25 protein-coding genes are annotated in these 24,253 nt (G+C 68.5%); 12 read left to right on the top strand and 13 right to left on the bottom strand.

Going from position 1 to position 24,253, the window contains the following annotated elements; translation table 11 throughout:
* Positions 1–28 precede the first annotated feature (28 nt).
* The 4 genes from OHB24_RS02415 (at position 29) to OHB24_RS02400 (ending at position 3,405) form a co-directional block, all read left to right on the top strand.
* On the top strand, positions 29–997 hold the full coding sequence (locus OHB24_RS02415; protein ID WP_327637263.1) for an ABC transporter ATP-binding protein: 969 nt from the start codon (positions 29–31) through the stop codon (positions 995–997).
* Entirely contained in the window at positions 994–1,749 is a 756-nt protein-coding gene (locus tag OHB24_RS02410; RefSeq protein WP_327637262.1) for an ABC-2 family transporter protein, read from the top strand. Before OHB24_RS02415 ends, OHB24_RS02410 begins: the two co-directional genes overlap by 4 nt.
* Positions 1,746–2,531, top strand: a complete 786-nt coding sequence (locus OHB24_RS02405; RefSeq protein ID WP_327637261.1) for an ABC transporter permease — start codon at positions 1,746–1,748, stop codon at positions 2,529–2,531. The genes OHB24_RS02410 and OHB24_RS02405 overlap by 4 nt, the downstream gene beginning before the upstream one ends.
* Positions 2,532–2,682: 151 nt before the next feature.
* Positions 2,683–3,405, top strand: coding sequence for a class I SAM-dependent methyltransferase (locus OHB24_RS02400; RefSeq protein ID WP_327637260.1), 723 nt, complete (start codon positions 2,683–2,685; stop codon positions 3,403–3,405).
* On the opposite strand, the gene OHB24_RS02395 is transcribed toward OHB24_RS02400, so the two are convergent.
* From OHB24_RS02395 to OHB24_RS02385, 3 genes are read right to left on the bottom strand one after another with little or no spacing between them, the layout of a single operon-like run.
* A complete protein-coding gene (locus tag OHB24_RS02395) occupies positions 3,392–4,279 on the bottom strand; it encodes an aminoglycoside phosphotransferase family protein (protein WP_327641006.1) in 888 nt (295 codons plus the stop codon). The genes OHB24_RS02400 and OHB24_RS02395 overlap by 14 nt on opposite strands.
* A 44-nt stretch (positions 4,280–4,323) precedes the next feature.
* Complete coding sequence (locus tag OHB24_RS02390; RefSeq protein WP_327637259.1) at positions 4,324–4,998, bottom strand: hypothetical protein; 675 nt, start codon at positions 4,996–4,998, stop codon at positions 4,324–4,326.
* A 26-nt stretch (positions 4,999–5,024) separates the two neighbouring features.
* Entirely contained in the window at positions 5,025–5,675 is a 651-nt protein-coding gene (locus OHB24_RS02385) for a LysE family translocator (protein ID WP_327637258.1), read from the bottom strand.
* Between the two features lie 144 nt (positions 5,676–5,819).
* Here OHB24_RS02385 and OHB24_RS02380 point away from each other — a divergent pair, with 144 nt between their 5' ends.
* Both OHB24_RS02380 and OHB24_RS02375 read left to right on the top strand, forming a co-directional pair.
* Positions 5,820–5,996, top strand: coding sequence for a DUF5302 domain-containing protein (locus OHB24_RS02380; protein ID WP_327637257.1), 177 nt, complete (start codon positions 5,820–5,822; stop codon positions 5,994–5,996).
* A gap of 103 nt (positions 5,997–6,099) precedes the next feature.
* Positions 6,100–6,801 carry a GntR family transcriptional regulator gene (locus tag OHB24_RS02375; RefSeq protein ID WP_327637256.1) on the top strand — a complete coding sequence of 234 codons (702 nt, stop codon included), beginning with the start codon at positions 6,100–6,102 and terminating at the stop codon, positions 6,799–6,801.
* A 10-nt stretch (positions 6,802–6,811) separates the two neighbouring features.
* Here the strand turns inward: OHB24_RS02375 and OHB24_RS02370 are convergent, their stop codons facing one another.
* From OHB24_RS02370 to OHB24_RS02360, 3 genes are read right to left on the bottom strand one after another with little or no spacing between them, the layout of a single operon-like run.
* A complete protein-coding gene (locus OHB24_RS02370) occupies positions 6,812–7,252 on the bottom strand; it encodes an SRPBCC family protein (protein WP_327637255.1) in 441 nt (146 codons plus the stop codon).
* The gene (locus OHB24_RS02365; protein ID WP_327637254.1) at positions 7,242–7,559 is read right to left on the bottom strand and encodes an ArsR/SmtB family transcription factor; all 318 of its coding nucleotides are present in this window, start codon (positions 7,557–7,559) and stop codon (positions 7,242–7,244) included. The genes OHB24_RS02370 and OHB24_RS02365 overlap by 11 nt, the downstream gene beginning before the upstream one ends.
* A 33-nt stretch (positions 7,560–7,592) precedes the next feature.
* Positions 7,593–8,651: a class I SAM-dependent methyltransferase gene (locus tag OHB24_RS02360; protein ID WP_327637252.1), complete on the bottom strand. Its 1,059-nt coding sequence runs from the start codon at positions 8,649–8,651 to the stop codon at positions 7,593–7,595.
* Between the two features lie 94 nt (positions 8,652–8,745).
* Between OHB24_RS02360 and OHB24_RS02355 the strand changes: the two genes are divergently transcribed.
* From OHB24_RS02355 to OHB24_RS02340, 4 genes are all read left to right on the top strand, one after another.
* Positions 8,746–11,436, top strand: a complete 2,691-nt coding sequence (locus OHB24_RS02355; protein ID WP_327637251.1) for an ATP-binding protein — start codon at positions 8,746–8,748, stop codon at positions 11,434–11,436.
* Positions 11,437–11,495: 59 nt separating this feature from the next.
* Positions 11,496–12,413: a cytochrome P450 gene (locus tag OHB24_RS02350; protein WP_327637250.1), complete on the top strand. Its 918-nt coding sequence runs from the start codon at positions 11,496–11,498 to the stop codon at positions 12,411–12,413.
* 48 nt (positions 12,414–12,461) lie between these two features.
* Entirely contained in the window at positions 12,462–13,091 is a 630-nt protein-coding gene (locus tag OHB24_RS02345; RefSeq protein ID WP_327637249.1) for a DedA family protein, read from the top strand.
* Between the two features lie 75 nt (positions 13,092–13,166).
* Positions 13,167–14,399, top strand: coding sequence for a hypothetical protein (locus OHB24_RS02340; protein WP_327637248.1), 1,233 nt, complete (start codon positions 13,167–13,169; stop codon positions 14,397–14,399).
* Positions 14,400–14,404: 5 nt separating this feature from the next.
* Here OHB24_RS02340 and OHB24_RS02335 read toward each other — a convergent pair whose 3' ends face one another.
* The gene (locus OHB24_RS02335; RefSeq protein WP_327637247.1) at positions 14,405–15,229 is read right to left on the bottom strand and encodes an acyltransferase domain-containing protein; all 825 of its coding nucleotides are present in this window, start codon (positions 15,227–15,229) and stop codon (positions 14,405–14,407) included.
* 49 nt (positions 15,230–15,278) lie between these two features.
* On the opposite strand from OHB24_RS02335, the gene OHB24_RS02330 reads away from it, so the two are divergent.
* The gene (locus OHB24_RS02330) at positions 15,279–16,112 is read left to right on the top strand and encodes an AraC family transcriptional regulator (RefSeq protein ID WP_327637246.1); all 834 of its coding nucleotides are present in this window, start codon (positions 15,279–15,281) and stop codon (positions 16,110–16,112) included.
* A gap of 10 nt (positions 16,113–16,122) precedes the next feature.
* The gene (locus OHB24_RS02325; protein ID WP_327637245.1) at positions 16,123–16,488 is read left to right on the top strand and encodes a VOC family protein; all 366 of its coding nucleotides are present in this window, start codon (positions 16,123–16,125) and stop codon (positions 16,486–16,488) included.
* Here the strand turns inward: OHB24_RS02325 and OHB24_RS02320 are convergent.
* The 6 genes from OHB24_RS02320 to OHB24_RS02295 form a co-directional block, all read right to left on the bottom strand.
* On the bottom strand, positions 16,461–17,519 hold the full coding sequence (locus OHB24_RS02320; protein ID WP_327637244.1) for a WD40/YVTN/BNR-like repeat-containing protein: 1,059 nt from the start codon (positions 17,517–17,519) through the stop codon (positions 16,461–16,463). The genes OHB24_RS02325 and OHB24_RS02320 overlap by 28 nt on opposite strands.
* Before the next feature lie 75 nt (positions 17,520–17,594).
* On the bottom strand, positions 17,595–17,882 hold the full coding sequence (locus OHB24_RS02315) for a 4a-hydroxytetrahydrobiopterin dehydratase (RefSeq protein WP_327637243.1): 288 nt from the start codon (positions 17,880–17,882) through the stop codon (positions 17,595–17,597).
* A 9-nt stretch (positions 17,883–17,891) separates the two neighbouring features.
* Positions 17,892–19,304, bottom strand: coding sequence for an MFS transporter (locus OHB24_RS02310; RefSeq protein WP_327637242.1), 1,413 nt, complete (start codon positions 19,302–19,304; stop codon positions 17,892–17,894).
* A 153-nt stretch (positions 19,305–19,457) separates the two neighbouring features.
* Positions 19,458–21,434 (bottom strand): ABC1 kinase family protein, encoded by a 1,977-nt coding sequence (locus OHB24_RS02305; protein ID WP_327637241.1) that lies wholly within the window; start codon positions 21,432–21,434, stop codon positions 19,458–19,460.
* A 185-nt stretch (positions 21,435–21,619) separates the two neighbouring features.
* On the bottom strand, positions 21,620–22,372 hold the full coding sequence (locus tag OHB24_RS02300; RefSeq protein ID WP_327637240.1) for a succinate dehydrogenase/fumarate reductase iron-sulfur subunit: 753 nt from the start codon (positions 22,370–22,372) through the stop codon (positions 21,620–21,622).
* Complete coding sequence (locus OHB24_RS02295; protein WP_327637239.1) at positions 22,369–24,249, bottom strand: fumarate reductase/succinate dehydrogenase flavoprotein subunit; 1,881 nt, start codon at positions 24,247–24,249, stop codon at positions 22,369–22,371. Before OHB24_RS02295 ends, OHB24_RS02300 begins: the two co-directional genes overlap by 4 nt.
* Positions 24,250–24,253: the final 4 nt, after the last annotated feature.

Below are 24,253 nucleotides of genomic sequence, written 5' to 3'. Positions count from 1 at the left end.
GGCGTCTTTTCCTCGTACGTTCCCCACCATGACTGCTGTCGAGGTGGAAAACCTCTCGATGTCCTACAAGGCTCCGGTCCGCAAAAGCGGGCTGCGGGCGGCGTTCGGTTCGCTGGTACGCCGCGAGTACAAGACAGTCCAGGCCCTCGACGAGGTGTCGTTCACGATCGCCCCGGGCGAGATCGCGGGGTTCATCGGCCCGAACGGCGCAGGCAAGACCACGACGATGAAGATCCTGTCCGGGATCCTCCACCCGACCAGCGGCGCGGTCCAGGTCCTCGACGCTGTCCCCTGGCAACGCCGCTCCGCGTTCCTCAAGCGGATCGCGTTCGTCCGCGGCAGCCAACCGGTCGGCGGTTCGCAGGAGCTGACCGTGATGGATTCCCTCGAGTACCAGCGCCTGCTGTACGACGTCCCGCGCGCCACGTTCCGCCGTACCTTGGCCGAACTCGAAGCCCTCCTCGAGCTCGAACCGCTACTCGAGCGGCAACTCCGCGCGCTCAGCCTCGGTGAGCGGATGCGGGTCGGACTCGCGATGGCGCTGATCTACCGCCCCGAGGTGCTGTTCCTCGACGAGCCGACGATCGGTCTCGACGTCAGCGCGGCGAGCCTGATCCGCGAGTTCGTGCAGGAGTACGTCGAGCAGACCGGCGCGACCGTACTCCTGACCAGCCACTACATGGCCGACGTCGCGTCCCTCTGCCCGCGCCTGATCCTGATCGACAAGGGCAAGGTCCAGTACGACGGTCCGCTCGCGGAACTGTCCGCGCGGTTGTCGCCGTACAAACTGATCCGGATCTCGACGCAAGGCGACCCTTCGTCGTTCGGCGAGGTGGTCGACAAGGCGGACGGGCAGTGGGTACTGCGGGTGCCGCGGGACGAGGTCGCGGGTACGACGGGACGCTTGCTGCAGGCGTTGGAGGTCGTTGACCTCGCGGTGGAGGAGCCGCCGCTGGAGAAGGTCATCGACCAGGCGTACCGCGAGGGGCTGCGATGAGAACCGCAGTACTGCTCGGGTTCCGGCTCCGTCAGGAGGTGCTGGAGTGGTCCGGCGCGTGGTGGTTCCTGATGACGCTCGTGGTGCAGGCCGTGGTCGCGCCGTTGATCGGGTTGTTCGTGTGGTCCGCGGTCTATCCGGACGATCCGGCGATCGCGCGGTACTACGTCGCGGTCATCCTGGTGACGCTGATGACCGAGTCGTTCGAGCAGCACACGTTTTCCGAACGGATCTACAACGGGACGCTCAGCCACGAACTGCTCCGCCCGCAGCCGGTGGTGGTCGGCGTGATCGGCATGAATCTCGCCATCCGTGCCTGGCTGACGTTGCTCGGGGCACCGATCGTGCTGCTCACGGCGATCGCGTTGCAGGTCGGGTTCGACTGGTGGGCGGTGCTGCGGAGTACGCCGTACCTCGTGCTGGCCGCGGTGCTCATTTTCCTGTGGACGTTCCTGTTGTCGTTGACGGCGTTCTGGACGGATCGGGTGCATGCGGTGGTGGGGTTCGGTAGCCAGCTGGTGTTCCTGTTCGGCGGTACGGCGGCGCCGATCGGGTTGCTGCCGGACGGCTTGCGGCGGGTCGCTGAGGTGCTGCCGTTCTACGGGATGAGCGGTCTGCCGGCCGAGATCGCCGCCGGGACGCGGGGCGGCGGATCGCTCGGCTATCAGCTGGTGTGGGTGGTCGTGCTGGTCGGCGTGGTCATGGTCCTGTGGAGAGCCGGCGTCCGTCGGTACACGGCGGTGGGCTCGTGAAACTCCTTCGTTTGCTGGCGGCAGGCTTCTCGATGTCCCTGCGCCGGAGCGTGGCGTTCCGCGTCAACCTCGTCTTCGAAGTGCTGCTCGCGTTCACCGGCCTGGGTACGGCGATCGCGGCCGTGCTGATCGTGTTCACCCGGGCCGACACGTTGGCGGGCTGGTCGAAGGCCGAGTTCCTGGTCCTGATCGGCACGTACCAACTGATCACCGGTCTGCGGACGACGTTCATCGATCCGAACCTGTCGTGGTTCCCCGAGACAGGGATCCGCGAGGGAAAGCTGGACGGCTATCTGTTGCAGCCGGCTCCGAGTTTGTTCCTGTCCAGTTTGTCGTTGTCGTCGCCGCTGCAACTGATCCAGGTTGTTCTCGGCGTTGGCGTGCTGACCTGGGGGCTCGGGGTCGCTGATCGGTCGCCGGGTGTTGGAGGCGTGGTGAGTTGGTTGGTGCTGGTCGTGGCGGGAACGGTGGTGACCTGGGCGTTGAGCGTGCTGCTGGCGTGCTTGACGTTCTGGGCGCCGAAGCTGCAGTTGGATGTCTTCTACCACTCGGCCTGGCAACTCGGCCGGTACCCGACGGACGTCTTCGCCCGCCCGCTCCGCATCCTCCTCACCTACGTCTTCCCGATGGCACTCATCGCCAGCGTCCCGACAACAGCACTGCTCCGCGGCCCGCAACTCGACGTACTACTCGCCGGAGTGCTCGCAGCAGCAGCCGCAGCCGCCCTAGCAGCGCTAGCTTGGCGGGCTGGATTACGGCGCTACACCGGTGCGACCTCGTGAGAGTGTGCGCTAACGACAGGAGGTGTGCCTGATTTTGAGGGCGCTCCGACGTCCGGTCAGGCGTGCCGGCGGCTATACGTAGACATGTACGTCCTGTTCTTAGGTACAAAAACAGTGGATGGACCGAGGGCATCGGACTACGGTCGCGGGCATGGTTGACGCTTTGTTCGGGGAGCCTCGGTTGGCGGCGGTTTACGACGCGCTGGATCCGGATCGGGGGGATCTGGAGCACTACGAGGCGATCGTGGCGGAGTTCGGCGCCGCGAAGGTGCTGGATGTGGGGTGCGGGACGGGCGAGTTGGCCTGTCTCCTCGCCAGTAGCGGGGTGGACGTCGTCGGAGTGGATCCGGCGGCTGCTTCGCTGGAGGTTGCTCGGGGCAAGGAGTTTGCGGAGCGGGTGCGGTGGATCCACGGGGATGCGACGACGTTGCCGCCGTTGCAGGTCGACCTCGCGCTGATGACGGGGAATGTGGCGCAGGTGTTCCTGACGGACGAGGAATGGTCGGCGACGGTGCGCGGGGTACGGGCCGCGTTGGAACCACAAGGGAGGTTCGTCTTCGAGACGCGGGATCCGGCGCGGCGTCAGTGGGAGGAGTGGACCCGCGAGCGTACCCATCAGGTGCGGCAGGTCGCGGGCGAGACCGTGGAGGCTTGGGGCGATCTGCTGTCGGTGGAGCTGCCGTTCGTTACCTTCCGCGGCACGTACGTGTTCTCGTCGGACGGCGCCGTACTCACATCGCAGTCCACCCTGCGGTTCCGCGAGCGCGCCGAGGTCGAGGAATCGCTCGTCGCGGCCGGGTTCGTGGTCGACGACGTACGGGCGGCTCCGGATCGGCCCGGGAAAGAATGGGTGTTCGTCGCTAGGGCGATTTGAGCAGTGCGGTGAGGGTGTGGTGGGCGGTGCGCGACATGACCGGGTTGGTCTCGACGTAGTACCAGAGGCAGCCGATGGCCTGGGCGAACGACCAGCCCATGCCGCGGCGCCACTCGGCCTCGTCGCTGCCGAGCGCAACGCGGAAGGCCGACCGCGCGGTGGGGTCGAGGAGGTTCCACGCGGGCTGTAGATCCATCGCCGGGTCCGAGACCGTGAACGTGCCGACGTCGATGACGCCGGCCAGGCGGCCGTCCTTCGCGAGCAGGTTGCCCGGCATCAGGTCGCGATGCGTCCAGGCGTCCGGTTCGGTGCGCGGCGTCGTCCGGAGGTCTGCCCACAACCGGGCGAGCGCGTCCACGTCGATCATCCCGCGACTGCGCTCCAGCCCGTCCACGACGTACTCGTCCTGCGAAGTCAGCACTCCGCCACGCCACGAGCCCGCGAACACCCGACCCTCGGTCGGCTGCGCCCGCAGCGTCAGCACGAACCGCGCGAGATCCTCGGCGAAGCCGGTCGACCCGGCGACGTCGGCGTCGTACGCGATCGTGCCGTTCACCCAGGTCTGCACCGCCCACGGCAGCGGATAACCCGAGCCCGGCGCACCGATCGCGATCGGCTCCGGCGTCGGGTACGGCGACATCGCGCGCAACCGTCGCGCGGCATCCGCCTCGTCCTCAAGCTCCTGCTGCACCGTCGCCGCATCACCAGGCAGGATCGGGAACCGGGCGACCAACTCATCGCCGATCCGGAACAACGCGTTGACGGTCCCGTGAGACGGTACGGCGCGGACCGCGAGCCCGCTCCACTCCGGGAACTGCTCCTTGACGAGCCCTTCGACCAGCTCGACCGTCACATCCAATTGCCCCTCGTGCATCACGCCCAGAAGTATCCGGGAGCGCCCAGACCACCGCACACGATTTAGACGAGTACTGCAGGGGCCACCCGTGCTGAGCCGATCCCGCGATCCGGCTTGCCGAGCCGGAACCGGACCTTGCCCTTCAGCACCGTGCCCGACTCGGCTTGCCCGTCGACGAGCTCCTCACCGGGGAACAGCGTGAACGTCCATCGCTCGTTGTGCTCGCAGTCCGGCGGGGTCGCCCCACATTGCAGCACTCGCGCGCCCCAGACCTGACGGGTCATCCACTGCCGGGTGTCCTGCCCGTCCACCACGAAGTCGTCCGAGGCGATCACGTCGTTGTAGCTGCCGAGTGACGGTCCGTACGATCCGATCACGCTCACCACCAGCTGCCACGGGCGATCGCCCGGCAGCGCGACCCCGGCGGGTAGGCGTTCGTCGAAAACGTCGGGTGACGGGGTCGGGCGGACCTCGTCCGGCAACGGGCCGCGGGTGTCTAGCTTCGCGGGGTTCGGGACGAGGAGTACGCCGTACTCAACCTCGTCGGCGAAGCGGGCGTTGGTGAAGTGCTTGGTCAGTGCATGCGTGGCGTCCTCGGCGCGTTGCCAGTCGAACGTGTTGAGCAGGTAGTCGCGGGTGATCGCGGGCAGGCCTCGGCCGCGGATGAGGGCGGTGAGCGGCGCGGTGCTCCAGGCGGTGACGAGCCGATCGAGGGACGAGGCAACGAAGTTGTTCATCCCTGACGAGGCTAGTCGGACAGTTCTCAGTGGGTGGGGAGTGGGCGGGCGCGGTCTGTCGCGAGGCGGATGGCGAAGACGGCCAGAGCGGTGCCGGTGAGGTAGCGGTGGATGCGCATCCAGGTCGGGCGGCGGGTGAGGAAGACGGCGACCGAGCCGGCGGTGATCACGAAGACGGCGTTCATGGCGACACCGACCGTCAGCTGGGTGAGGCCGAGGATCAAGCTCTGCAGGCCGAGGTGACCGCGGGACGGGTCGAGGAACTGGGGGAGCAGCGAGATGTAGAGGATCGCGATCTTCGGGTTCAGCAGGCAGGTGAGCAGGCCCATACCGAACAGTTTGCGCGGGCGGTCCGGCTCGAGTTCCTGGGTGGCGAAGACCGACGTACCGCCGGGACGGAACGCGTTCCAGGCGAGCCAGAGCAGGTACGCCGCGCCGGCCAGCTTCAGTGCGACATAGATCTCAGGGACCAGCGCGAACAGGGTCGCGAGGCCGGCGCTTGCCGCGAGCAAATACACGAGGAAGCCGATCCCGACGCCGGCCAGCGAGATCAGGCCCGCGCGGCGGCCCTGGGCGATCGAGCGGGAGATCAGGTAGATCATGTTCGGTCCCGGCACGATCACCAGGCCCAGCTCGACCAGGGCGATCCCGAGCAGTGCCTCGTTGCTGACCAGCATTCCGTGTCCCTCCCTCGACGTACTCCGAACCTAACAGCGGCGCCTGCGCCGCCGCCGGGGATTTCCGCGAGCTGGAATCGACTCGCCTGTGGGCTCACCCTCGGTTAGCGTGGGTGCGTACGCCTACGGTTTGAAGGAGACGGTATGAGCGACAAGTCCAGCGAGCCGGCGGACGATCTGCAGAAGAAGTTTCGGGAAGCGCTCGAGAAGAAGAACGCCGGGAACCACTCGCACCCGGGATCCGGAGTGCGGGGGCAGGGCGTCGGCGACGCGCACAACGACAAGCAGAAGCGCCAGTTCCGGCGCAAGTCCGGCAGCTGAGTTCCGCCAAACTGTCCATCCATCCGCATGAGCCTCGGGTTGCCGCCCGGGGCTCGACCTTTTTCTCCGCGGGGCCGGCTGGGGCTCGACTATTGTCGGCACTGTGAGTGAGCCGCTGCATTTCGTGGTGAAGACCAAGCTGATGGACGTGGTCGAGCGGCTGGGCGAGGGAGCGGCGTTGCCGCCGGAGCGGGTGCTCGCCAAGGAGTTCGGGGTCTCCCGGTGGACCATGCGGCAGGCGATCCGGGAGCTGATCGCCGACGGCCGGCTGCGGGCGCGGCAGGGGCAGGGGACGTTCGTCGCGACGCCGAAGCTGGTGCAGCCGCTGGCGCTGGTGAGCTACACCGAGGCGCTGCGGGCCCAGGGGCATACGCCGGGGCGTGAGGTGGTCGCGTTCGACGAGGTGATCGCGGACGTCGAGCTCGCGGAGCAGCTCAAGGTCGCCGAGGGGGATCCGGTGCACCGGCTCGAGCGGGTGCTGTTCGCGGACGGGCAGCCGATCGGGCTCGAGACGACGTACCTCTCGGTCGCGCGCTTCCCGACCTTGCGTGAGGTGCTGGAGCCGACCGGATCGCTGTACCGGTGCCTGACCGGTCAGCTCGGCGTGCGGTTCGGCGAGGGCGAGGAGTTGGTGGAGACCGTGATCGCGACCCCGCGGGAGGCCGAGCTCCTCAAGGCCACCCAGTCACTCCCGATGCTCCTGCTGCACCGAACCAGCCGCGACGCCGACGGCCGCCCCATCGAAGCGGTTCGCTCCCTCTACCGCGGCGACCGAGTCGGCTTCCGCGCCACCCTCCGCCCCTAAGTCCGTGTGCTTATCCTCGATCGGTTGCGGGGTCGGGTTGTCGAACGTTGAGCAGTTGGACGAGGCGGAGTACCTCGGGGTCCCAGCCCATGCGGTGGTTCGCGGCGTCCTCGGCGTTCGCGAAGCCGGTGTGGCTGAGCAGCATCCGGGTGCCGTTGAGCGTCTCGGACAGCTCGACCTCGACGCGCGTCGGCTCGTCGTCGGTGCCGTCCCATTTCCAGCTGAACACCAGCCGGTGCGGCGGCTCCACTTCCAGGTAGGTGCCGCGCACCACGTGTGGCCCCATCTCCACGACGTACGAGCCACCGGCGCGGACGTCGGCCTGCACTTTCAGTTCGAGCATCGGGTTCGGGCAGTACCACTGCACCAGCAGGTCGGCCCGCGTCCAGGCGTCGTACACCCGGTCGATCGTTGCCGGGAGCACCCTTTCGATCCGGATCTCAGTGTCCATCGCCGTCCCCTCGCAGGAGTTCTTCCAACCGGTCAACGGTGCCGTTCCAGTACGCCGTGAGGTCGCCGAGCCACTGCTCCACCTCGGAGAACGCCTCCGGGCGGAGCGAGCACACGACGGTGCGGCCGACCCGTCGCCGGCTCACGAGCCCGGCGTCGACCAGCACTGTGACGTGCTTGGTCATCGCCGGGGGCGTGATCCGGTGCGGCTCGGCCAGTTCGCCCATCGTCGCGTCGCCCCGACTCAGCCGGCCGACAACAGCCAGCCGAGTCGGGTCCGCGAGCGCGCCAAAGGTCCTCGTCAGCACACCTGATACTTCACCAGTTGGTGAACTGTTGTGTCAAGGGCGGACCTCGAACACCAGGTTGAACGGCGTCTGCGCGACCGTGCGGAACCTGCTGAACCCGGCCGCCGTGGTGACGTCCTGGATCCGCGCCGGTCCGGCCTGGGTACCGAGGGCGAGCCCCACCGGCTGGGACAGCGAGGCCGGCGTGCACAGCAGCGTGGAGAAGCCGTAGTACGCCCGCCCGACCGGGTTGAGGTTGTCCTCGACGTGGTCGCCGGCCATCGGCTCGACCAGCATCCAGGTGCCGTCCGGAGCGAGCGACTCGCGCACGTGCCGGGCCGCACCGACCGGATCGCCCATGTCGTGCAGGGCGTCGAACGTCGTCACCAGGTCGTACCCGGACCCGCTGAACTTGTCGGCCGCCGCGACCTCGAAGGTCACCCGCTCACCGAGGCTCGCTGCCCGCTCGCGGGCGGTCTCGATCGACGCCTGGTGGTAGTCCGAGCCGGTGAACCGGGACTTCGGGAACGCCTCGGCCATCAGGATCGTGGACGCGCCGTGCCCGCAGCCCATGTCGGCCACCTTCGCGCCACGCTCCAGCTTGGCCACCACGCCGTCCAGCGCGGGCAGCCAGCTGGGCAGCAGGTTCGCGTTGTACGACGGCCGGAAGAACCGCTCGCAGCCGACATGCACGTCGGACGTGTGCTCGTGCCACCCGACCCCGGCACCGCTCCGCGCGGCCTCGATCGTCTCCGTCGTGTGCTGAATCGTGCCGAGCGCGATCTGGAAGAAGCCGGGCAGGTACGCCGGGCTGTTCGGATCGGTCATCGCCACGGTCTGCTCCGGCGGCAGCGTGTAGCGGCCGGTACTCGCGTCGTACTCGACGAATCCGCCCGCGGCCTGCGCGTTCAGCCACTCCCGCGTGTAGTGCTGATCGGTGCTGGTCCGCTCGGCGAGCTCGGTCGGCGTGCTCGGGCCGTGGTCGGCAAGGGCCTGGTAAAACCCGAGCCGGTCGCCCATCACGACCAGTGCCGCGTTCAGCGTCGCCCCCACCTCGTCGACCGCCTTGAAGACGAAGCCCATCAGTTTGTCGCTGTCGATTGCAACAGTCATTCGCTTTCTCCCCCTTGCATCGTTGGTACGGCGAACCTAGGAAGAGGAGCCGGACCATCGCATCAGGTGGGGCTCCTGGTGCACACTGCGAGACATGCTCATCGGGCGGGAGGCGGAGCGCCAGGTGATCGAGCAACTGATCGCGGGGGCGCGGGTCGGGGCCGCAGGCGTACTGCTCATCACTGGCGAGCCCGGCATCGGCAAGACCACCTTGCTGGATGACGCTGCTGCTCTGGCCGGTGGCATGCAGGTCCTGAGAGCACGTGGCACCGACGCCGAACGTGAGCTGCCGTTCGCCGCCTTGCTCCAACTGCTGCGACCCGTGCTGGCCGGACTCGACCGCATCCCCGCACCCCAGCGGGCAGCACTCGCATCGGCACTGGCACTCGGCCCGGGACCCGATGCCGCCAGCCCGGCGGACCGCTTCGCCGTCGGCGCCGCAACGCTCAGCCTGATCTGCCGGTACGCCGAGAACACGCCCCTCGCACTGATCATCGACGATGCACATCTGCTGGACCGCCCATCCGCAGAAGCCCTGCTGTTCGCAGCCCGGCGCCTGGTGGCCGACCCGATCGTCATGCTGATCGCCGCTCGTGTGGGCGAACCGCATCCCTTCGAGGCCGACCTGCCACGGCTCCACCTGGAGGGCATCACGCTGGAGGCCGCGCGACAGGTCGTGCAGCATCTGCCGAGCGACCTGGTCGAGCAACTGCACCAGACCGTGGCAGGAAACCCACTGGCACTACTGGAGCTGGCAGATGATCCGGACCGCCTGCACCGGATGCCACCGGGCGTGCCGTTCCCGGTCCCTGCGATGCTCGCAGAAGCTTTTGCCAGCAGGGCAAACCGGCTGAGCCCGGATGCGCGCACCGCACTGCTAGTCGCGGCATTAGACCCTGACCTCGGAGCGGTGTCCCGAGTGTGTGCGCATCTCGGTGTCGACGTGGCTGCACTGGAGGACGCCGAGGCAGCCGGCCTGGTCGCTATTCGCGACGGTGAGGTCCAGTGGCGGCATCCACTGGTCCGCTCGGCGATCTACACCAGCGCTGACCCGGCAGCACGTCGTACGGCGCATCGTGCGGTGGCTCTGGCCACACCGGACCAGGACCGGCGGGCGTGGCACCTGTCCGAGGCAGTCCTGGGTACGGATGACGAGGTGGCGGCCGGCCTGGTCCTGGCTGCGGAGCATGCGGCGGCTCGTGGCGCACATGCGGTCGCAGCAACGGCGTACGAGCGTGCTGGGCGGCTGAGCGAGGGATTGCCAGACCGTGCGGTCAGACTGGTCGCGGCCGGTGAAGCGGCGTGGTCGGCGGGACTGGCGGAGCGAGCAGAGGCGCTGCTGGGTGACGCGCTGGTCCTGCAGCCGCCGTTGCCGGTGCGGATCCGCGCGCAGGAGATTCGCGGCGACATCGAGGTGAAGTGCGGGTCGCCGCGTCGCGCCCGCGACATCCTGGTCGCGGCTGCGGCGGAGTCCACGGACCCGGCAATCGCCACCGGTCTGCTCGCGGACGCGGTCGCGGCCTGTTTCCGGCTGTGCGATGCCGCGGCCGGACTGGAGGTGGCGTACGACCTCGACGATCTGCTGCCGAAGGTCGATCGGCCCGGTCCGCGCATCATCGGCATGCTGGCGAGCGGCGTGGCGAAGGTGCTCGCCGGGAGCGGTGGGACTGACCAGATCCGTGCAGCGATCGCTCTGGCGCCTTCCGACGAGCTGGACCGGGACCGCCGTCGCCAGGTGTGGATGGTGCTGGCTGCGTTGTTTCTCAGAGAGACAGGTACCGGCCGGACCCTCCTGCAGCAGGCCATGCTCGAGCGACGTGAGCAGGTCGCTCTCGGGACGCTGCCGGGCCTCCTGTTCGTGCTGGCCCGCGACGACGCGACAACCGATCGGTGGCCCGACGCGGAGACGTCGTACGACGAGGGGATCCGGCTGTCGCGGGAGACCGGTCAAACGACTGAACTGGCGATGAACCTGGCCGGACTGGCGTGGCTGATGTCCCACGAGGGCAGAGCGGAGTGCCAGGAGCTTGCAGTGGAGTGTCTGCGGATCTGTGCTGAGCATGAGATCCGCCTCGGCACGGTGTGGTCCCTGTTCGCGCTCGGAGACCTGGAGCTGGGGCGTGGCGACCCTGCGGCGGCGCTACCGCAGTACGAGCGGTTGGTCGACGTACTGGCTGAGTACGGACTGAAGGACCCGGACCTGTCGCCGGCGCCTGAGTTGGTCGAGGTCTACATGCGGCTGGGGCGGTCGGATGACGCGCAGCGGGTAGTGCGCGAACACTCCGCACTGGCAGAGGCGAAGGGCCAGCCGTGGTCGCTGGCACGAGCGGCGCGGGCGCGCGGTGTGGCCGAGGAGAGCGAGTCGGACTTCGTTCTGGCGCTGGGCTGGCACGAGGAGACGTTGGACGCGTTTGAGCTGGCCCGGACCCGGCTGGCGTACGGCGCATGGCTGCGACGGGCACGGCGGCGCGTGGACGCGCGTACGCAGTTGCGGCTCGCTGTGGAGGGTTTCGACGCGCTCGGTGCACTCGGGTGGGCAGACCAGGCGGCTGCGGAGCTCAAAGCGACCGGTGAGACCGCACGACGTCGTGTGCCGAGCACCGCGGACGAGTTGACGCCACAGGAGCGGCAGATCGCCGTACTGCTCGCGGACGGGAACAGCATCCGGGAGGCCGCGGCCCGACTGTTCCTGAGCCCGAAGACCGTCGAGTACCACCTGCGCAAGGTCTACGCGAAGCTCGGCATCCATTCGCGCACCGAACTGGCTCAGCACCTCGGAACGTAGGCTGGCCGCATGAGGCAGCCGTTCACGGAAGTCAGCGGAATCGCCCGGCACCGGCCCCGGTGCAACGCCTGACGCTGTTCACCGGCGTACCCGTCCCGCTCGTCACCGGGTCCGCCGACGCGGACCAGCCGGTCGACCTGGTGAACGCGTACAGCTACCCGCTGCCGATCACGGTGATCTGCGAGCTGATCGGCATCCCGGCGGTACGGCGGGACGACTTCCGCCGCTGGTCGTCGGTGTTCGTGAACGCCGCCGTGTGCACCGCCGAGGAGTACATCGAGGCGACCACCTCGATGCTCGCGTTCGTCCACGAACTGATCGTGCAGAAACAGCAGGCACCGACCGACGACCTGCTGTCCGCACTGATCGCGACGCGTGACGGCAGCGACCGGCTCAGCGAGGACGAGCTGACCTCGATGGTCTTCCTGCTCCTCGCGGCCGGCCACGAGACGACAGTCAGCCTGATCACCAACGGAGTCCACGCTCTGCTTCGGCATCCCGACCAGCTCGAGCTGCTGATGAAGGAGCCGGAGCGACTGCCCACGGCCGTCGAGGAGATCCTCCGGTACGACGGTCCGCTGCAGGCCGCGATCCCGTACGTCGCGAGCGCGCCGATCGACATCGCCGGGACCCGGATCGAGGCCGGCGAGGTGATCGTGTTCGCGCTGCTCCCGGCGAATCGCGACGTACGGAAGGTCGAGCGTGCGGACGAGCTCGACATCACCCGGACCGACACGGCGCATCTCGCGTTCGGGCACGGTATCCATCACTGTCTCGGCGCGCCGCTCGCGCGACTGGAGGGCCGGCTCGCGCTCGGCCTGCTGTTCGAGCGGTTCCCGCAGCTGCGACTCGCCGTACCCGAGCAGGATCCGCCGCGGCACCCGAGCCTGCTGATGAACGCGATCCGCGAACTCCCCGTGGTGCTCCGACCCCAGCCAGTGGCATCGGCTGAACATCGGGTGAATACGCCTGAATGACATCGATGGGATTGCGGCTCTTCTGACAATGAATGGCATCCTTTCGGGGTGACGGAGTTGATGGAGGTCGCGCGACACCTGCTCGGCATTGCGATGGCCTCGCATTGGCTGCTGCTCATCCTGTTCGCCGCTGCGGCGATCGACGCGGTGTTCCCGGTGGTGCCCAGCGAGGGCATGGTGATCACCGCCGGCATGGCCGCGGCCGCCGGTCACCAGAACCTGCTGCTCGTCATCACGGTCGCGATGGTCGGCTCCGTCATCGGCGAGTCCGTCTGCTACTTCCTGGGCCGCGGGTCCGGACCGGCGCTGCACCGCTGGATGAAGCGCCAGGAGCGCCGCCAGCGGCTCTACGAGAAGGTCTCCGCCGCGCTGCACTCCCGCGGCGGGCTGATCCTGATGACGGTCCGCTACATCCCGGGCGCCCGGATGGTCGCGACGCTGACGGCGGGCGCGACGCGGTACTCGTTCAAGAAGTTCCTCGTGTTCACCTTCGCCGGTGTGACGGTCGCATACACGTACGTCGCCCTGCTCGGGTACCTCGGCGGCGACGCGTTCGCGCACGACCAGCTGAAGGGGCTCGCGTTCAGCCTGAGCCTCGCCGCGGTCATCGGTCTCGTCGTCGAGACGTCCCGCCGGATCGTGGTCAAGCGCCGCGCGGCGAAGGTCACGGCCGCTTAACGATCCCCGCCCCGGTTTCCGCGCAGGTGCGTGTCCCGGACCAACCTTTGCAGGCTCCCGTGCGTCAGTAGACCCGTGGTGAGGCCTGGGGCGAACCTCGCGGCCGTCGCGCTCGTAGCCGCGGCGGTGCTGGCCGGATGCGCCGACGTACCACTCGAAGGCGCTCCCACGCCCACCGAATCCACCCCCACCAAACCCACCGGCGAGCCGACGCCCAAGCCCACCGCCAAGCCGACCGGCACGCCCACACCCCGGCCCACCACTCCAGCGTCGCCGCCAAAGCCGTCCTCGCCGAAGCCGTCGACGCCTCCTTCGACACCTTCGCCAGGAAAGCTGCCCGCGGCAGCTCCGGTACTGCGGTCGTTCCCGGGACGCCTGCCCACCGGCAAACCACCGCTCTTCGTCGTCGTCTCCTTCGACGGCGCGGGCGATCTCGCGCTCTGGGCCCGCTGGCGTGCCGTCGCCAAGCAGGTCAACGCAAGGATGACGTTCTTCCTCTCCGGCCCGTACCTCTACCCGGGCGACCACCGCACCGACTACAAACCGCCGTACAAGAAACCCGGCGCCTCGGACATCGGCTGGGGCGATACGGCCAACATCCTCGGCCGCACGAAGGTGCTCCGGGAGGCGATCGCCGAGGGCCACGAGATCGGCACCCACGCGAACGGGCACTTCTGCGGCACGACCGGCATCGGCCGCTGGACGACTGCGCAATGGACCGCCGAACTGGGCGCGTTCGACCGCATGGTGCGGACCGGTCCGGCACTGGCGGCGGGCAAAGCGATCGAGCCCCCGTTCGACCCGGCCACCGTGAAGGGCATGCGGACACCATGCCTGGAGGGCAACCGCCCCGCATACCGGCTCGCGATGGCGCAGCGCGGCATGCTGTACGACGCCTCCGCGCCCGGCTACATCGCCTGGCCGAAGAAGGCCGACGGCCTGTGGAACTTCCCGCTGGAATCGGTGACGCTGGCCGGCACCGCCAAGAAGACGCTGACGATGGACTACAACCTGTGGTTCGCGCAGACCCAGGCGCGCAAGGCGCCGATCGCCCAGGCGCCCGCGCTGAAGGCACAGGTCCTCGCGACCTACCGGCAGGCGCTCGCGAAGTCGCGCACGAGCGGCAACCCGCCGCTGTTCCTCGGCAACCACTTCAACCGCTGGAACAACAGCGTGTACTCCGACGCGCTGACCGCCTTCGTGACCGAGACGTGCAAGCAGCCCGACGTACGGTGCGTGTCCAACATGGAGCTGGCGAGCTGGCTGGCGAAGTACGGCGTACCTAGCGGTCAGAACCGCCCGTCATAGCCCCGTCATAGCTTGGTGTAGCCGTAGGCGCTCTGCCAGGTGCCGCCGTCCTTGATCCGGCCGACGACGAGCCGCTGCAGTCGGGTGTCCTGCGGGAGCTCGTCGAGGTGCTCCAGGCCGTGAGTGCGGAACGTGAAGAAGATCGCGCTGTCCTGGCTGTCATTGGGCGTCCCGTACGGCGTGAAGCGGCGCCCGAACTTCACCATGTTCGAGTCCTGCGGGAGGTTGTCGAGCAGATACGGGTCGAGCAGCCAGGACCACAGGTTCGCTGTCTGCACCGGGTACTCCGGGAAGTACCGCGGGAAGAACTCGCGGGCCTGTTGGATGCTGTCGTCGACCAGCTCCGGCGTCAGCGGACCGGTCTCCGGGATGTGGACGCCGATGATCCATTCACCGGGCTCCGTGCCGGGAACCGGCTTGTCCTCTGTGACCTGGAACAGCATGTACTGCAGGCGCCCGAGCCAGTAGAGGTTGCCGACCCAGAAGTTCGTCAGCCACCAGTGCGTCTCCAGGCTGTACTCGCCGTGCGTACGGCGACTCACCTTGAGCTGCTGTCCCAGATCGGCCAGCGACGCCCAGCTGATGTCGTCCGGAATGCCTCGCTCCGTGTGGAACCGGCGGATGTCCGGCACGGTGTCCAGGAACGCCTGGACCGAGTTCCGCGGGTCCTCCGGCATCGTGAACTCCGGCTCACTGCCGAGCTTCCCGATCGCGTCACGGATCTGGTCCGCGAGCTCCTTCACCGCCGTCTGATCCGGCGTGAACGCCTCGGCCGCCTCCCGGTCGACATCGGCGAACCCGAGCAGGCGATATTCCTCAACACTCGTCACTCATCAACGGTAACCGATGTAAACGAGCCAGGGACTTACGATCTCAGGCGTGACCTACCAGCGCTTCTCTCCTCCTGAGCGGTTGCGGAACGTGGTCGACCATGTCTGGCTGGTCGAGTCCGCGCCGTTGCCGCAGTTGCGGCAGGAGATCCTGATTCCGAACGGCCGGCCGGGGCTGGCCGTGGCACTCGGCGAGCCCGGGACGCGGCACGACCCGGTGACGCAGGCCGAGTGGCCGAATGCTGCCTCGGTGTTCGGGGTGATGACTCGGCCGCAGGTGCTCGGACAGGTGGGTACGTCGAGTTACGCGGGCGTCGAGTTCACGCCGTGGGGGCTTGCTGCTTTCGGTCTCGCCGCGTTGGTGGACGAGGTGCAGCAGTTGGCGGACTGGGTCGGCGCGGATGCGGTCGCCGGGTTGACGACGGAGTTGCGGGCGGTGCCGTTCGGCCCGGAGCGTGCCGAGCGGCTGGAGGGCTTCCTCGCGGCTCGGCTGACGACGACGGTCGCTCCGCCGGTGGTGGTCGAGGCGGTGCACGCGATCGACGAGCTGCGAGGCCAGGTAGCCGTTGCGGAGGTGGTGCGGCGGTGCGGGACGTCGTACAGCACCTTGTACCGGCTGTTCCGGCGGAGCGTCGGGATCGGGCCGAAGCAGTACGCCGAGATCATCCGGTACTACCACTTCGTCGGCGGGCTGCTCGATGGTCCCGCCGACGCCGCCGCGACCTTGTCCGCGTTGCACGGCTACTACGACCAGGCGCACGCGGCCCGCGACTTCAGGCGATACACAGGCGTGAGCGCGACGCAGTTCCTCGCCGTACAGAACGGGATCGCCGCGTTGATGCATGGAAGATCCGTCCAAGACGAACCCTCGGACGACGCATGAGGATGACCGTATGGGACGAATCATCCATGTCGAGATAGTTGCCGAGGACCACGAGCGGGCCGCGGGGTTCTACCGTGAGGTGTTCGGCTGGGAGGTGACGCCGGCGCCGGTTCCGGACGGGTACCTGCTCGCGGCGACCGGGCCGGGGGAGGGGATCGACGGCGCGATCATGAGCAGCCGGTACCAGTCGCAGCCGACGATCGCCTGGATCGAGGTCGACGAGCTCGAAGCGACGCTGAAGGCCGTCCGCGCCGCCGGCGGCACTCCGGTCGGCGAGATCCAGGAACTCCCCGGCGTCGGGCGCCTCAGCTACCTCCGCGACACCGAGGGAGTCCTGGTCGGGTTACGTCAGCGTTCTTCGGCCAGTCCCAGGTAGAGGATCTTCGGGTTCGCCGGGTTGAAGGCGAGGGACGGGATGCCGTCGTTCTTGTTGTGGTTCTTGATGAGCGCGCCGGTCGAGGGGACGAAGCGGTACAGGTCGGCGCCGAAGTTGGCGAACGACGTGCCGTAGCTGAAGTAGAGCAGGTCCGGGTCGACCGGCGAGGCCCACATCCTGTTGCCGTTGATCAGGTCGGCCCGGCTCTGGTCCAGCACCTCGCGGAACTTCTGCCCGCCGTCGGTCGACTCCCAGATGAACCGGGTCGACCGGTCCCGGTCGTACCCCTCCATCCAGACCTTCGACGGGTCGGCCGGCGACATCGCCAGGCTGAACGCGTTCACCCGCTCGACCGGCCGCGACCGGGTCCAGGTCCGTCCGCCGTCGAACGTCACGTACACGCCGTCCGACATCACGCCGGCCACCACGTGATCCGGGTTCCGCGGATCCACCACGGCGTCGTACAGGAAGAGATCACGAGCAGGCGGTACGCCGACGCGCTGCCAGGTCTCGCCGTCGTTCGAGGAGTCGTACAGCTGCCCGTCGCCGGCCACGACCCGCAGCCGTCCGGGCTGTGCGGCCAGCGCAGCCAGCCCGCCGCCGGCGACCGGCCCGAGGACCGTCGTCACCTGCGAGCCGTGCACGCGATGGATGGGCTGGTCGTTGACGCTGTAGACGTACGCCGAGTCGCCCGGACCCGGCTGTACGTCGTACGTGCTCAGATCGTCCGGTGCCTTGTCTAGCAACTGCCAGCTGCAGCCGGCGTCGCGGGAACGCTGGATCGTCTGCTGGCCGATGCTGATCAGCGTGTTCGGTTCCTGCAGTGCGGCGACCTTCGCGTACGTGACGGCGCGCAGCTTGCCGGTCGTCGGGGCGAGGGTCGCGCCGTCGGACTCGGTGATCGTCACCGAGCCGTCGCCGTACACGGTGTCGCAGTGCGGGCGGTTCCAGAACCAGCCGGGGTCCGCGGCACCGGCGTACGAAGGAGTCAGCGCGACAAGGACGGTCAGGGCGGTTCCGAGGACGGTCATCCCTTAGGTTTAAGGGATTTCAGGCACCCGGAACCAGCGCTTGCCGTGGCCGACAAGCGCCATGACGTGAAGAGGTCAGCCGGCGGCGGTGTCGATGTGCCGCGCGAGCACGAGGTCGTCGTCGGTGATCCCGCCGGCCTCGTGGCTGCTGACCCGGAACGTGATGGTCGTGTAGCGGATGTCCATGTCCGGGTGGTGGTTCATCGACTCCGCCAGCTGCCCGACGGTCGCCACCAGCCGGATGCCGTCCAGGAACGTGTCCCTCTTGACGCTTCGGACCAGTTCGTTGTCCACGACCTTCCACTCCGGGAGGTGATCGCGCAACGCGAGGTCGATCTGGTCGTCGGTCAAGAGCTCAGCCATGCGCTCACTCTAGGGCATGTCTCCCAGACCCCCGCGTGACTCGGAGCGGCGGGCGCGCGGGGCGGCGAGGAACCCCAGCAGGGCCAGTACCGATCCCGCAGTGACGATCGCGCCGAAGACCCAGGGCTGCGGGTCGTCGGAGTTGAACGCCAGCAGCGTGCCGCTGATCGCCAGAGCCGTGGCGATGCTCATCGTCGCGGCCATCTGACCCGAGCTGGTGTTGCGGCCGGAGTTGCTCTGGTCGGACAGGTCCAGCGTCAGCACCGACAGGCTCGAGGAGCTGAGGCCCATCCCGATGCCCCCGAATCCCCAGCCGATCAGGCCGATCCACGTGGTCGCGTCCGTCCACGCGAGCAGCGACGTCACCGCCAGCCCGAGCGTCATGAACGCGAGCCCGGTCCGCAGTACGACGACCCGCTCGATCCCGTGCTCACGACCCTGCAGCCACGATCCGAACGCCCAGCAGACTCCGGTGATCGACAGCGTCACGCCGGCCCGCGACGGGCTGAAGTTGTGCTGCAGTGTGAGGAGAAGTGGGAGGTATGCGCCGACTCCGGCGAATGCTGCCCCGCCGAGTCCGCGGACGGCGACCACCGCGGGGAAGCCGCGGCGGGCGGTGAACGTGCCGGCCGGCATCACTCGTACGGCGGCCCGTCCTAGCACTGCTAGCGCCACGATCACCGCCGTGCCGCCGAGGAACGGGTGCGCTTCCAGGTGGTCCCCGGCCAGCGTCATCGAGAACAGGGCGACGGATGCGGCCAGCGCCCAGGGGAGTGCGGCTCGCCAGGCCACGAGCTCGGCCGCGTCCTCAGCGGTGCGCTCCGGCGCGGGGACGTCGGCCGACTGGCGCATCGCGGGCCCGAGCAGCAGCCAGCTCGGGACCAGCAGGATGAGCGCGCCGAGGAAGACCCAGCGCCACCCGAACTGTTCCGTCACCACACCGGTCAGCACCGGTCCGAGGACCGACGGCAGGATCCACATCGCGGCGAACAACGAGAACATCCGCGGCCGCAGTACGGCGGGCAGCGCCCGGGCTACGAGCACCATCAACGACACGTCCAGCAGGCCCTCGGCCAGACCGCTGAGCAGACGTCCCGCGATGACCATCGGCATCGCGGTCGCCGTACCGACCAGGAGTTGCGCGAGGGTGAAGGAGATCGCGCCTGCCCGCAGAGTCGGGATCGGGCCGCGGCGGTCCGACCAGAGGCCGGCGATCGCGAGCGAGATCAGGTAGCTCGCGTTCGGCGCCGCGTTCGCCAACCCGAAGCTGCCGAGCGCGTCGAACTCGCGGACCATCGTGGGCAACGCCGTACCGACCGCGCGGTTCTCGAACGCGCCGAGCGTGACGAGGCCGATCACCCCGAGCACCAGTGGCAGGTGCTGTCCGGTGAACAGCTTGGGGCGGGCCTCAGTGTCGGTCATGGGGCCTCCCGTCCTGGACTGAGGAGCGGAGGGAGCGAAGCGACCGGAGCGACGAGGGAAGGACGGGAGTTGCAGCCCCATGGCTCGCCGCGCCGGAGGCGTGGCATCAGCACAGTCATGCCCGCTATCGTTGAAGTTCAAGTTAAGTTGAAGTCAAGACGAGCGGGTTCCCGGCAGCCGGAAGATCAGGATCAGGACGCGGAGCACGAGTACCGCGCAGATCACCAGCAGGTTGTAGCCGAACAGCTGGAACAACGTCATCGAGTCGGTGACCTTCGGGCCGCCCGGCGTACCGAGCAGCAGGACGGCCATGATGCCCGCGGTCGCACCTAGCACTGCTAGCAGCGCCTGGTGGAGCAGTCCGGTGAAGTGCCGGCGGTCGCGTTCGTCGGCAAACAGGCGGACGTTCACCCCGAGCCGGCCGCTCTCGGCGGCGGCTGCGATTCGGTCGATCCTGCGTGGCAGCCGCCGCAACATCGGGAGCAGCGTGGCCAGTTCCTCGGTCGCCGTACGGCGGAGCGAGTCGGGCGTGAGGCGGTCGGTGACGTGCGCGGAGGCGAACTGGCGGGACGCCGCGACCAGGTCGAACGTGGGGGAGATCCGGGAAATCGTCCCTTCGACCGTGGCGAGCGCGCGGAACACGGCGGCGACCTCGGGCGGTACGCCGAGCTCGTGCGACGTGATGATCTTGAACAGGTCGTTGAACATCGCCGGGCCGAGCGCCACACCGGCCGCGAGGTGCTTGGTCATGAACTGGCCGACAGAGCGCTCCAGCGCGCGTTCGTCGATGACGTCCGGGCGGTAGACGATCTCGAGCAGGGCGTCGGTGGCCGCCACCGGGTCGCCGTGGTCGACGGCGAGCAGGAAGCGTTGCAGGGCCTCGCGGGTCGCCGGGTCGAGGCGGCCGACCGACCCGAGGTCGAGCATGCCGATCCGGCCGTCGGTCAGCAGCAAGAAGTTGCCCGGGTGCGGGTCGGCGTGGAACACGCCGTCGATCGCCACCTGGCCGAGCAGGCACTCGAACAGCGCGCGGCCGAGGCGGACCGGGTCGAGGCCGCGGTCGGCGATCGCCTGGCCGGCGTTGCCGAGACCGATGCCGTCGAGCCGCTGCATGGTGAGGACGCGGCGGGTGGAGCGCTCCGGATACAACCGCGGTACGACGAGGTCATTGCTGGCAGCAACGGATTGGCCGGCGGCCACCGTGGTCATGTTGCCGGCCTCGACGGTGAAGTCGAGCTCCTCGCGCATCGCGTCCGCGAACCCGTCGGCGAGCGCCCGCACCCCCATCGAGCGCCCCCAATCGGTGTTCCGGTCCAGCAGTCTGGCCAGGCGACGAACGATGTCGAGATCCCGATCAACCAGCCCGGCAATCCCAGGCCGCTGAACCTTGACCACCACCTCGGTGCCGTTGGTCAGCCGGGCGGTGTAGACCTGGGCGACGGACGCGGCGGCGAGCGGTTCGGTGTCGAAGGCGGCGTACAGCGGGGAGAGTGGGGCGCCGAGTTCCTCGGTGAGGATCTCCTCGATCTGCGGCCAGGGCGCGGGGGTGACCTGGTCCTGGAGGCGGCTGAGTTCGGTGGCGACCGACTCGGGGATGATGTCGCTGCGGGTGGACAGCACCTGGCCGAGCTTGACGAACGTGACACCGGCTTCGTCGAGCGCGAGCCGCAGCGACCGGGCCAGTTCGGCCTGGCCCGCGGCGTTCTCCCGGCCGGGACGGCGGCGGCCGCGCAGATACGGGCCGAGGCCGTGCTTGAGCGCGATCCGCAGGATCTGCAGGTACCGCCGGGTGCGCGCGATCCGACCGCTCAGGTCCCGCCGCAGATCACGGGCTCGCGGCAACGATCCGGTCGGCACCAGCGCCTCCGCCAGCACCAGGAACACCAGGCCGGCGAGCATCGAGCAGAGCGCGATCAGCGCCATGAACGCGAGCGCGGCGCCGCTCGATCCGGTCCACGGCGGCGTACCGATCATCGCGACTGCCAACGGCCCGGAGACGCTCAGCGTGATCAGCGCACCGACCGCGAGCCGCCCGAGCCCGAACCGCACCCCGAGCAGCCGCTGCGAGATCGGCACGAAGATCATCATGAAGATCACCAGATTGACCAGCCGCAGCACCACAACGTCCATGCCCGGAACCCTAAGCGCCCAACACCCCCACCCGACTCACCCACGCGAGTGACCCAACCCCGAACCCTCCACTTTGAGAACCCACCAACCGTTTCGGGGCAGGGAAAACGGTTGGTGGCTTCTCAAAGTTGGGAAAAGCGAGTCCCCTGGCTCCGGGTGGGGCCAGGGGACTCGGGTACTGCGGGTCAGGCGGGGCGGCGGCGGATTTTGTTGCCTAGCCAGACGATCGGGTCGTACTTGCGGTCGACGACGCGTTCCTTCATCGGGATCAGCGCGTTGTCGGTGATCTTGATGTGCTCGGGGCACACCTCGGTGCAGCACTTGGTGATGTTGCAGAAGCCCAGACCGTGCTGCTCCTGCGCGGCGTGCTGCCGGTCGGCGGCGTCGAGCGGGTGCATGTCCAGCTCGGCGACGCGCATCAGGAACCGCGGACCGGAGAACGACTCCTTGTTCTCCTCGTGGTCACGGATCACGTGGCAGGTGTCCTGGCACAGGAAGCACTCGATGCACTTGCGGAACTCCTGCGAGCGCTCGACGTCGACCTGCTGCATCCGGTACTCACCCGGCTTCAGGTCCGCCGGCGGCTTGAAGGCCGGCACCTCGCGCGCCTTCTGGTAGTTGAACGACACGTCGGTGACGAGGTCGCGGATCACCGGGAACGTGCGCATCGGCGTGACCGTGACGACCTCGTCCTCGGCGAACGTGTTCATCCGGCACATGCACATCAGCTTCGGCATGCCGTTGATCTCGGCGCTGCAGGAGCCGCACTTGCCGGCCTTGCAGTTCCACCGGACCGCCATGTCGGGCGTCTGGGTCGCCTGCAGCCGGTGGATGACGTCGAGGACGACCTCGCCCTCGTTCACCTCGACCTCGTAGTCCTTGAGCTCACCGCCCTCGGAGTCACCCCGCCAGACGCGGAATTTGCCTGTGTAACTCATTTGGCCGGCAGCTCCTCATCCGTCAGGTACTTCGTCAGCTCGTCGAGTTCGAACAGCTCCAGCAGGTCCTCGCGCATCGGGATCTGCTGCTCCTCGGAGACGTTCACGACGCCGTCGGCGTCGAGCGCGCACACCAGCAGCTTCTTGCGCCACTCCGGGTTCATGCCCGGGAAGTCGTCGCGTGTGTGCCCACCGCGCGACTCCTGCCGCATCAGCGCCGCGCCCGCGACGCACTCCGACACGGTCAGCATGTTGCGCAGGTCGAGCGCGAGGTGCCAGCCCGGGTTGAACTGCCGGTGACCCTCCACCGTCATCTTCGCGATCCGGCTGCGGAACTCGGACAGGCGGCCGAGCGCCTGCTCCATCTCCTCTTCCTTGCGGATGATGCCGACCAGGTCGTTCATCGACTGCTGCAGTTCCTGGTGGATCGTGTACGGGTTCTCGCCGCCCTCGAGCTCGAACGGCGCCAGCGCGTCCTCGGCCGCCGCGTCGACGTCGGCCTCGTCGATCTTCGGCCGAGCCGCTCCGAGACCGTCGACGTACATCGCGGCGCCCATCCCGGCACGCCGTCCGAAGACCAGCAGGTCGGACAGCGAGTTGCCGCCGAGCCGGTTCGAGCCGTGCATGCCGCCGGCAACCTCACCCGCGGCGAACAGACCCGGTACGACGGATGACGCGGTGTCCGGGTCGACCTCGACGCCGCCCATCACGTAGTGGCAGGTCGGACCGACCTCCATCGGCTCCGCGGTGATGTCGACATCCGCCAGCTCCTTGAACTGGTGGTGCATCGACGGCAGCCGCCGGGTGATCTCCTCGGCCGGGAGCCGCGACGACACGTCCAGGAAGACACCGCCGTGCGGCGTACCGCGGCCGGCCTTCACCTCGGAGTTGATCGCGCGCGCGACCTCGTCACGCGGCAGCAGCTCCGGTGGGCGCCGGTTGTTGTCCGGGTCCTTGTACCAGCGGTCCGCCTCGTCCTCGGACTCGGCGTACTGCGCCCGGAACACGTCCGGCACGTACTCGAACATGAACCGCTTGCCCTCGGAGTTCTTCAGTACGCCGCCGTCGCCGCGCACCGACTCCGTGACCAGGATCCCCTTCACCGACGGCGGCCAGACCATGCCGGTCGGGTGGAACTGGATGAACTCCATGTTGATCAGCGTCGCGCCGGCCCGCATCGCGAGGGCGTGACCGTCACCGGTGTACTCCCACGAGTTCGAGGTGACCTTGAACGACTTGCCGACCCCGCCGGTGGCCAGGATGACCGCGGGCGCGTCGAACAGGATGAACCGGCCGGACTCGCGCCAGTACCCGAAGGCGCCGGAGATCGCGTCGCCGTCCTTCATCAGCTCGGTGACCGTGCACTCGGCGTACACCTTGAGGTTCGCCTCGTAGTCGCCGGTGGCCTCGAAGTCCTCCTGCTGCAGCGAGACGATCTTCTGCTGCAGGGTGCGGATCAGCTCCAGGCCGGTGCGGTCGCCGACGTGCGCGAGCCGCGGGTAGGTGTGACCGCCGAAGTTGCGCTGGCTGATCCGGCCGTCGGGCGTGCGGTCGAACAGCGCGCCGTACGTCTCCAGCTCCCACACCCGGTCGGGGGCCTCCTGCGCGTGCAGTTCGGCCATCCGCCAGTTGTTCAGGAACTTCCCGCCGCGCATCGTGTCGCGGTAGTGGACCTGCCAGTTGTCGTTGGAGTTCGCGTTGCCCATCGCGGCCGCGCAGCCGCCCTCGGCCATCACGGTGTGTGCCTTGCCGAACAGGGACTTGCAGATGATCGCGGTCTTCTTGCCCTGCTCGCGGGCCTCGATCGCCGCCCGCAGGCCGGCGCCGCCGGCCCCGATCACGACGACGTCGTACGTGTGTCGTTCCAGCTCAGTCATGAAA

This window comes from Kribbella sp. NBC_00482, assembly GCF_036013725.1.
Taxonomy (GTDB): domain Bacteria; phylum Actinomycetota; class Actinomycetes; order Propionibacteriales; family Kribbellaceae; genus Kribbella.
Note: the sequence above shows the minus strand (reverse complement) of the source record. Positions and strands in the feature narration are given on the sequence as shown.

What these genes read in the sequence shown, in the direction of transcription:
- OHB24_RS02415 (WP_327637263.1), top strand. Translation starts at nt 29, where the DNA reads ATGACTGCTGTCGAGGTGGAAAACCTCTCGATGTCCTACAAGGCTCCG.
- OHB24_RS02310 (WP_327637242.1), bottom strand. Translation starts at nt 19,304, where the DNA reads ATGACCGACACTGAGGCCCGCCCCAAGCTGTTCACCGGACAGCACCTG.
- OHB24_RS02320 (WP_327637244.1), bottom strand. Translation starts at nt 17,519, where the DNA reads ATGACCGTCCTCGGAACCGCCCTGACCGTCCTTGTCGCGCTGACTCCT.
- OHB24_RS02385 (WP_327637258.1), bottom strand. Translation starts at nt 5,675, where the DNA reads ATGCTGGTCAGCAACGAGGCACTGCTCGGGATCGCCCTGGTCGAGCTG.
- OHB24_RS02300 (WP_327637240.1), bottom strand. Translation starts at nt 22,372, where the DNA reads ATGAGTTACACAGGCAAATTCCGCGTCTGGCGGGGTGACTCCGAGGGC.
- OHB24_RS02355 (WP_327637251.1), top strand. Translation starts at nt 8,746, where the DNA reads ATGCTCATCGGGCGGGAGGCGGAGCGCCAGGTGATCGAGCAACTGATC.
- OHB24_RS02325 (WP_327637245.1), top strand. Translation starts at nt 16,123, where the DNA reads ATGGGACGAATCATCCATGTCGAGATAGTTGCCGAGGACCACGAGCGG.
- OHB24_RS02390 (WP_327637259.1), bottom strand. Translation starts at nt 4,998, where the DNA reads ATGAACAACTTCGTTGCCTCGTCCCTCGATCGGCTCGTCACCGCCTGG.
- OHB24_RS02315 (WP_327637243.1), bottom strand. Translation starts at nt 17,882, where the DNA reads ATGGCTGAGCTCTTGACCGACGACCAGATCGACCTCGCGTTGCGCGAT.
- OHB24_RS02395 (WP_327641006.1), bottom strand. Translation starts at nt 4,279, where the DNA reads ATGCACGAGGGGCAATTGGATGTGACGGTCGAGCTGGTCGAAGGGCTC.
- OHB24_RS02305 (WP_327637241.1), bottom strand. Translation starts at nt 21,434, where the DNA reads ATGGACGTTGTGGTGCTGCGGCTGGTCAATCTGGTGATCTTCATGATG.
- OHB24_RS02295 (WP_327637239.1), bottom strand. Translation starts at nt 24,249, where the DNA reads ATGACTGAGCTGGAACGACACACGTACGACGTCGTCGTGATCGGGGCC.
- OHB24_RS02360 (WP_327637252.1), bottom strand. Translation starts at nt 8,651, where the DNA reads ATGACTGTTGCAATCGACAGCGACAAACTGATGGGCTTCGTCTTCAAG.
- OHB24_RS02400 (WP_327637260.1), top strand. Translation starts at nt 2,683, where the DNA reads ATGGTTGACGCTTTGTTCGGGGAGCCTCGGTTGGCGGCGGTTTACGAC.
- OHB24_RS02410 (WP_327637262.1), top strand. Translation starts at nt 994, where the DNA reads ATGAGAACCGCAGTACTGCTCGGGTTCCGGCTCCGTCAGGAGGTGCTG.
- OHB24_RS02370 (WP_327637255.1), bottom strand. Translation starts at nt 7,252, where the DNA reads ATGGACACTGAGATCCGGATCGAAAGGGTGCTCCCGGCAACGATCGAC.
- OHB24_RS02380 (WP_327637257.1), top strand. Translation starts at nt 5,820, where the DNA reads ATGAGCGACAAGTCCAGCGAGCCGGCGGACGATCTGCAGAAGAAGTTT.